At 58.5% G+C, this 5675-nt stretch carries 6 protein-coding genes and 2 pseudogenes; 4 read left to right on the top strand and 4 right to left on the bottom strand.

Annotated features, from left to right (window positions below):
* From E4Q08_RS22910 to E4Q08_RS22895, 4 genes and pseudogenes are all read left to right on the top strand, one after another.
* Nucleotides 1-430, top strand: a 430-nt coding sequence (locus E4Q08_RS22910; RefSeq protein WP_248595105.1) for a DUF6399 domain-containing protein, incomplete at its 5' end; no start/stop codon positions are given.
* 89 nt (nucleotides 431-519) lie between these two features.
* Nucleotides 520-1021, top strand: a pseudogene (locus tag E4Q08_RS22905) (FMN-binding negative transcriptional regulator); the annotation flags it as partial.
* Nucleotides 1022-1099: 78 nt separating this feature from the next.
* Nucleotides 1100-1474: pseudogene (locus tag E4Q08_RS26305) on the top strand (winged helix-turn-helix domain-containing protein); the annotation flags it as partial.
* On the top strand, nucleotides 1371-2063 hold the full coding sequence (locus E4Q08_RS22895) for an IS630 family transposase (RefSeq protein ID WP_256436043.1): 693 nt from the start codon (nucleotides 1371-1373) through the stop codon (nucleotides 2061-2063). The pseudogene E4Q08_RS26305 and the gene E4Q08_RS22895, both read left to right, overlap by 104 nt.
* Nucleotides 2064-2072: 9 nt before the next feature.
* On the opposite strand, the gene E4Q08_RS22890 is transcribed toward E4Q08_RS22895, so the two are convergent.
* From E4Q08_RS22890 to E4Q08_RS22875, 4 genes are all read right to left on the bottom strand, one after another.
* Entirely contained in the window at nucleotides 2073-2471 is a 399-nt protein-coding gene (locus E4Q08_RS22890; RefSeq protein WP_169072104.1) for a hypothetical protein, read from the bottom strand.
* A gap of 5 nt (nucleotides 2472-2476) precedes the next feature.
* Complete coding sequence (locus tag E4Q08_RS22885; protein ID WP_169072103.1) at nucleotides 2477-3409, bottom strand: hypothetical protein; 933 nt, start codon at nucleotides 3407-3409, stop codon at nucleotides 2477-2479.
* Nucleotides 3406-4617, bottom strand: coding sequence for a hypothetical protein (locus E4Q08_RS22880; RefSeq protein ID WP_169072102.1), 1212 nt, complete (start codon nucleotides 4615-4617; stop codon nucleotides 3406-3408). Before E4Q08_RS22880 ends, E4Q08_RS22885 begins: the two co-directional genes overlap by 4 nt.
* 386 nt (nucleotides 4618-5003) lie before the next feature.
* Nucleotides 5004-5675: IS66 family transposase (locus tag E4Q08_RS22875; protein ID WP_169072101.1), on the bottom strand; the 672-nt coding region annotated here is incomplete at its 5' end.

Here is a 5675-nt window from a genome sequence, read left to right as displayed (position 1 = left end):
GTTGCTCGAACCGCTGCGTCACGGCGCGCATCCGATCCAGGCCTTACCGTCCACCGAGATCGCGCGCCTGGAACAGGTGGCCGGCGAATGCGCCGATCGCTTCCAGCGCAGCAGTTCCGGGGTGGAGGGCCGTAACGGACAACTGGCCCTGCATCACCAGGGCCGCCATCGCCTGAGCGACCGCAAGCTCGCGGCGCTCACCGCCGTGCACAACTACCACATCCGTCGCGCCGACGGCACAACCGCCGCCGAGCGCTTCTTTGGCCGTGCACACGAAACGCTGTTCGCGCAGGTGCTCCAGCGCATGCCGCTACCCCCCACGACCGGCGCGCCGACGACCTCGACCACCCAAGCCGCCCTATCTGATGCAGGTGGCGGCGTAGGGGGTGGCCGGAACGATGATCAAGGCCTGGTCCAGACGTGGATATGAGACTAATATAGTGTATTATAATCAATATATTAGAGGTTATTATACACTTGATGGACACCACCGATGAGGCGGGCAAGAGTCCGAAAAGGCTGTTGGCGCACGTTGCTCGCGCGAATCCGTTGTGGAAGGAAACCAAGGACGGGGATGAGGTGTTGGTGATCTTCCGTGCCGAAGACGTGTATGTCTCGCCGAACTGGTATCCCAGCAAGCACGATTTCCACAAAAGTCCCGACTTGGAACTACCGCGTGGTGCACGTGCACGGCAAGCTCTACATCAGGGACAACGAACGGTTCGTGCGTGGCGTGGTGGCGCGACTTACGCGAACTCATGAAGCGCAGACCGGATCACCGCGGCCTTGGAAGATGACGGATTCTTCACCTGAATACATCGACCAGATGCTATCGGCCATCGTTGGCATTGAGGTTGAGGTAACCAGGATGGTCGGCAAGTGGAAACTGAGCCAGAACAAGGAAGAACGAGATCGATCAACGTGGCTGATTCCAAGTAGCTTTCAAGATGAGACGAACTATGGCATGCTTGAATCTGTCGACATCGACGGAGGCATCGCATGGCCAGACCGAGGCGGGTAGATACGGAATTGGTGGCCAAAGCGCAGGAGCTGGCGCTGCAGGCCAATACCCTCGAAGCGCTGCGCGCAGGCGGTGCTGATGCCGGCGCTGCTGGGGACCACGCTGGAGCAGACGGCTGCCGTGCTGGGTGTGGGTCGGGCAACGGTGGCGCGATACCAGTCGCGGCTGCGAGATCGCGTCGCGCGGCCGGCCACTGCAGCGCCTCAGTGGGGTGGCCGGCGCCATGCAGCCATGAGCCTGGAGGAGGAAAAGTCGTTCCTTGAGCCATGGCGGCAACGGTCTGCCCAAGGCGGCGTGTTGGTTGTCTCCCCAATCCGCGCAGCGCTGGCGCAGCGATTGGGGCATCCGATTGCGCCTTCGGTGGTGTACCGCATGCTCGCTCGCCACGGCTGGCGCAAGGGAGCTCCGGACACCCGACACCCCAAGAACGACCCTTCTGTCCAGGAGGACTGGAAAAAAACTTCCTGGCGAGCTGGCAGCCTTGCTGAAGCCGCAGGATGTTCGCGGCCGAAAGGTGCGGCTGATGTTCCAGGACGAGGCCCGCTTCGGCCGCATGGTGCGCATCCGGCGCTGCTGGGCTCCGAAACCGGCACGCCCGATGGTCGGCAACGGCTACGAGCGCGAGTTCTTGTACGTCTACGGCGCCGTCAGCTCGCTGCAGGGACAGTTCGACTGGATGATCACCCACATCATGAACACCACCCACATGAGCGAGTTCCTCGCCCAAGTCAGCTCGGCTCATCGGCGAGACTTCATCGTCATGGTGGTGGACGGAGCGAGTTCGCACAAGGCACATGACCTGGTGGTGCCGGAGAACATGCGGCTGCTTCGACTGCCGCCGTACTCGCCGGAGCTGAACCCGCAGGAGCATGTCTGGGACGAGTTACGAGAGAAAGAATTCCCCAATCGAGTATTCAATGATCTTGAATCGGTTCGCCGGCAGCTTGAGGACGGTCTGCCGAGGTTGGCAGCAAATAGAGCTAGCATCCGGAGCCTCACTGCCTGGCCTTGGATTGTTAGTATCAACTTGAACGCGCACTAGAATTAGGCGTCACGGTGCAGTAGCTACGGACGCCAGCATCATGCCCAAATAGACTGTGCCAGCGAATACTCCAGCGTCGTAGACAAGCTTCATAAATAGTGCTGTATTCCAACGCCTTCTGTCGGCCAAGTCGGCAATGTGCAACTCCTTTGGGGCATTGTCTGCTATTTGGAGGGCGTTCGCGTTACCTTCAACTTGCATTGCATTCAGTTTGGCGGAGCCAATGATTTCCAGGATTGTTCGGCGAAGAAGGTTGAGCTTGTTGCGATAGCGCTCGGTAGCTTGGCGCTCGCTGCGAGCGATATTTCTGCAGGCGAATGACACTGATAGCAATGCTAGGGCATTTGCGAAGTGGGCGCATGCAACCAACGCTTGAGATCCGCTGGCCGCCAACTCTGATACGGCCAACAAGACTAGTCCCAAGAATATGCAGAATCCAACGAAGAGCCAAAGGCGTTTATCCTCAAGCGCACCAAGGTGCCGCCAAGACACTTCGAATTCCGTTCGCAAGTACTCAAGTGACTCGCTCCGCTCGTTCCGCTCATGTTCTTGCATAACTGCCTTCGCTCTGTATTTACACAATAAGTAGATTGCTCGAAACTGATCAATCGCTCGATGATCGGTGCCGTCTCACTATCACCGTGCCGAATTGTACAAAAAACCCCAAAAGCGACCGCGGCAAGTACCGAGCGAGCAGCCCAGAGGCAACCGATCAAGAGGGCCCCGAGTGATGTGGCAGAAGACAATTTCATGCATGCATGATCACTACCAAGAACCGTCGAGAAGACTGCGAGTAGAGCGCGCTGATCGACGGTGCCAAAGCCAGTGCAATCCAAGCCTTGCGAATCCAGCAGGAGTCTGGACGGATGGAGGTCTGATAGCAGCAGAACAAGAAATGCTGCCTGCGCAGCGAGAGCGGCCGCCAGCGCAACGAACGCTGCAAGCATTAGCGGTAGCACGAGAAGGATGAGCTGCGAGGAATGTACGTCTGGCAAGGCAAGGCGAATCGAAATTGGCTGCGCAAGAAACTGTGGTCTGACGCGAACTAACTCCGATTCACGATCGGCGAAGTAGAGCCAAAACCAAAAGGCGCAGAGCCCGAGAAAGAGTAAGTTCATTGCACAAAGTAATGCGGTCTCCATCAAAAGTCCCAACCTGGTGACTACTGGCAAAAAGTCTGGCCGGGGCAGAACTTGCAACATGATAAGCATCAGGAACGCACCGAGCGCTAATTTGTGGCTAGATCGCGCCTCCTTTACGGCGGGCTGACACTTGTCGATAGCAACAAATACACTGAGCGCGATGCCTTTGATCCTAGCTCTGCAACTTGAATTTGATGTAGTCACCGTCTTTGCTCTCGTACTGCACTCCACCAATTGGACGCGAGGCGTAGCGCGGCGTAATTTTCATAGGTAAATCCGGTAGTTCCTGCATCTGCTGTCCCGTACTTTGCGAGGTAGCCGAGGTGAAGTTCCTTTAGCGACAGAAATGCGACGGGCTTCTCGTCAATGAGAACTGCCGATATCCATGTTGCCGGGTTGAGAAGGCGAACGCGCTCTCGCCAACTGCCTTCACTGTACTCATTCTTGTCCGTGGGGTTTCGGGATTCAATCAGTGTTTGCAGGTCGGCACAGGACATATTCGAGGCCTCAGCCACGAAGAAGAAATTTGGTTTTCCAGCCCGCTTAAGTTCGCGGGCGAATGCAAGGGGGTAAAGCGAAATGCCATCCGTCGGGAGCAAGCCCGTTTCCTCTTTCAACTCGCGCCACATTCCGTTTTCGATTCCGCGAATCAGCCATCTCAAGTCTGCGACGCCGTTGTCGGCATCGTTCCAAAGTAGGTCCTGCCATGTAGTAACTCCGGAGGCGCCGCAGTGCCACCCCTTCTCCATAACTGCCATACGCGTCCCTTCCTGGCGGTTTGGGAGGTCCCCGGGGCGGCCTCGAAATCGAAGGAGGGGAAAGCCGAATTGATCAATTAGAACTAGCGCGGCCCCAAGAGTGTTGGCCAGACAACTTTGTGGTCGTAGCGCGCCGAGCCGGCCTGCGACCGTTTCGGATGCCCGTAGGGTGAGATGGGTCCCCGGTCGAGACCTGTCCGGCCAGATGTTAGTTGTGAGCTGATCGAGATAGTTTGCCCGTTCGAGGTCTATGGCTTCATGCGTGAGCGACGCTACGCGAATGGTGTCATCAATCTCGAACTCGGAGAGTTGCGGCTGTAACAACCCATAGTTGACGGGAAAGCGCGAGAAGTTTGGGTTGGTCTTCTTCTTATTCTCTGGGGTTGGCAGAACTAGGCGTCGAAGATTTTGAGGCTCAGCTGCGACAGACCGCATGTGGGCTTGCATGTCAGCATCGGGCGTCCAATACGGCGCCTGTTCGCCAACTCCGCGCGTGCGCACAGTGTTTGGCAATCTAGCGGTGTCACAAGGCGTGAACAGGTGAAAGACTTCGCCGGAATACCAGAACGAGGGATCGTCGCAGTAGAGAGGCTCATTCGGGTAGAACCGACGGAGCTTTGCTTCTTCTTCTCCGTAGGCAGTTGGCCAGTTCATAATGCGATCTCCGGTTCTGAAGAGTGACGCCTAACGAATAGCGTTTATCTGCCGCGCCGAGCCGGTCGAGTTCAACTGCAGACGTATCCGCGGCAGATAAACCTCGTTGGACTAAAGCGCCTTGGCGGCAGCAGTTATGGGGATTGTAAGCATTCCGCGCCTTGGGTCAAGTCGCAGCCTTTTCGAGACATTTTCGATGTGTCGATTTTCCGTGTCCTTTCGGCAACGCTGCGAAACCCCGGTCGCGCGGGCCTCAGCCGCGCGGCGGCTGATCCGCGGTGACCGCCACGGGTGGCGCGCGGCCCCGCGGCCGTGCGCAGGCAAGCTCCAGCGGCAACCCGGCGTTCGCTTCCGTTCGGAACGTTGGAGATCGTTGCGCTGCCGGGTTAGTCCGGCGGAGGTTCGGTACTCTCCGCCTCGGCGTGTGCGAGGGCTTCGCTATAGTTCCAGGGCATCCAGGCCGCCGGATCGAGCGCCACCTGGCCCGAGTGGCGCAGCAGGGAAACGAGGTAGTGGAACGGCTCGATCTTGTGGAGTTCGGCGGTATGGATCAGGGTCATGAACAGATCACCGACGCGCGCGCCGTTCAACGTGCGATAGAAGAGCGCGTTCTTCCGATGCAGAATGGCCTTTTTGAGTATACGTTCGGTGATGTTGTTGTCGAGTGGGGCGCCCGGCACGCGCAGGAACAGGGTCAGCTTCTCCCAGTGGTTCTGCATGTACGCGATCGCCTGGCCGAGTCCTGAGTGGGGCTCCACGGTGTGCTCCGCGAACTGCTTGGCCATCCAGTCTTGCAGCGCCTTCATCCGTGGGCCGCTTTCCTTCTGGTGAAGGAGCAGGCGCTCGGCGGGCGAGAGCCCCTGCTGCTTGGCCTGCGCGTCGGTGTGGAAGACGGCGCGCAGCGTGTGCAGGACAAAGGCCACTTCTTCCGGAAAGGCCTCGACCACATCGACGTAATTGCGTCGCGCATGCGGGATGCACGAGGCGGACAGCGTGGAATGATCGCCCGGCCGGTTGCGCGTCGAGGCATCGGACATGTGGATCGGCGGATCGGTCAC

The organism is Candidatus Accumulibacter contiguus, assembly GCF_012940005.1.
In the GTDB taxonomy this organism is placed as follows: Bacteria; Pseudomonadota; Gammaproteobacteria; order Burkholderiales; family Rhodocyclaceae; genus Accumulibacter; species Accumulibacter contiguus.
Note: the sequence above shows the minus strand (reverse complement) of the source record. Positions and strands in the feature narration are given on the sequence as shown.